This is a genomic window from Thermococcus sp. (assembly GCF_027012695.1).
In the GTDB taxonomy this organism is placed as follows: Archaea; Methanobacteriota_B; Thermococci; order Thermococcales; family Thermococcaceae; genus Thermococcus.
Genome location: NZ_JALUYR010000090.1, coordinates 1 through 1,955, shown reverse-complemented (window position 1 = coordinate 1,955; position 1,955 = coordinate 1). Strand labels below are relative to the sequence as shown.

Below are 1,955 nucleotides of genomic sequence, written 5' to 3'. Positions count from 1 at the left end.
AATAATACTCTGATTTTTTCTAAACTAGAGTATTTTTAGCTGAACATAGCAATTCATACGGAGGCACTTTAACAATGATAGCAAAAAAACTCACTTACCTGAGAAAATATATTCCTTTCCAAGCGCACCTAAGTTTATACGTCGTCAAGATTTAACGCTTGAAATCCGTTCAGCACTTGCCATTGAAGCTTACCAGTCTCAGCAAGGCAGTGTTTGGGGTGGTATTACCCAATTATCCCAGCAGTATCAGGTCTCAAGAACCTTTATTTATTCGCTCTTATCTCATTTTAAGACAGCGCTTGGTCATCTCGTTTTTCCTGAAAATAAGCCTGTCGCTTTATCAATGGACGAGATTGAAGAACGGATTTTAGCGCAACGCTTTGAAGGAAAATCCAGTATTGATGCCATTTCTACTCTAATGAAACGGGAGGGGTTGCCTTACTCCTCTGTAGGATCAATTAGTCAAATTCTGTCTCGACTCGGGGATTCACTTCCCAATACACTCGAAAACAAAGCACATCCGCAATTGCTTGTCTTTGCGGATGATGAGATTTTTGCAAAATCTTCCCCCATCTTGATCACCGTAGATCCTGTCAGTTCTGCTATTTTAAGTATTGAACTTGCAGAAACAAGAACGGCTGAACAATGGGAGCAACATTTAAACTGCATAGTGGACAATGGATTTTTACCACGGCAATTAACCAGTGATGCAGGGACTGCTATTAAAGCGGCTCATGAAAATGTGTTCACTGATATTCCTTGGCAATTAGACACCTTTCATGGGGTTGCACATCGTTTGGGAGACTGGGATAGGCGACTGGAGAAATCAGCCTATACTGCCATGGAGATGACTGACAAACGAGAGAAAACACTCGCCTCCGCAAAAAGCGATGCGGTGATTGAAAAACGACTCACACTTTGTTTTGAAGCAGACGAAAAAGAACAGCAAGCGATTGATTGCTATGATGATTTCCACTACCTTTATTGTTATCTTATCCATCAGCTAAAGAGCTTTGACTCAGAGGGGAGCTTGCGCCAACGTGATCAAGCAGAAGAAAACATGACGATTGCACTGGAACTGATGGCATCACTTCCACATAAAAAGATCGCTAAAGAAGCGCTTCTGATCAAGAAAACACTCCCGAACTTGCTGACCTATTTTGATGATGCCATCATTGCATTTGAAAAATGCCAAAAACTAACCACTAATACAGAGGTATTACAGGCACTTATTCTCGCATGGCAATGGAATAAAGACGTGATTAAATCCAAGGTGATCGCTAGAAAGCATCATGCCATTGAACAACGACAGTTTTACCTTGAACTGGCTGAACTGTTTATCGGTGACAAGGCGAAAATGATCGAACTCAAGGAGAGTATTTATGCTGAATTAGATCAGATCATTCAGGCATCCTCAATGGTGGAATGCATCAACTCTCTTCTTCGACCTTATTTGAACACCTCAAAAAATCAGGTAACACAAGCATTTCTCAATACCTTTATGTTTTACCACAACCATCGACGTTATCACGCAGGCAAACGAAAAGGAAAAACACCGATGGAGCTGTTAACGGGCAAAGCACAAAAAGAAGACTGGATTGTCCTGCTACAAAAAGAAGTAAAAGAGACGCTTCTTACCGCTTAATAAAACAGCGATAAAAAAAACAACGTACTTTAAAAACCATCTCAGAATGGCTATGGTTTTCTATTGTCTGAATTTATTGCTGTTCAGGTAAAGTGTAAACTACTTTTTAGGTATATGAAGGATGCCAAAATGTCTTTGTTTTTTAGCACTAAGGACAGAGAAACAAGTACTTACAAAATCAGTGATCATACTTGTGGGTAACGATATGAAGTAAGATGGGTAGAATTATTGCTGAAAACTTCCTTACCCAATCTCTGACTTTCCTGAAAGGTGAGTAAAAACAACCCGCTTTACACTAAATATTATATAT

General features: G+C 39.7%; 1 protein-coding gene. It reads left to right on the top strand.

Features of this window, described 5'->3' with window-relative positions; all coding sequences use genetic code 11:
- The first annotated feature begins 343 nt into the window (after positions 1-343).
- On the top strand, positions 344-1,645 hold the full coding sequence (locus tag MV985_RS07435; RefSeq protein WP_297464899.1) for a hypothetical protein: 1,302 nt from the start codon (positions 344-346) through the stop codon (positions 1,643-1,645).
- The last annotated feature ends 310 nt before the right edge of the window (positions 1,646-1,955 follow it).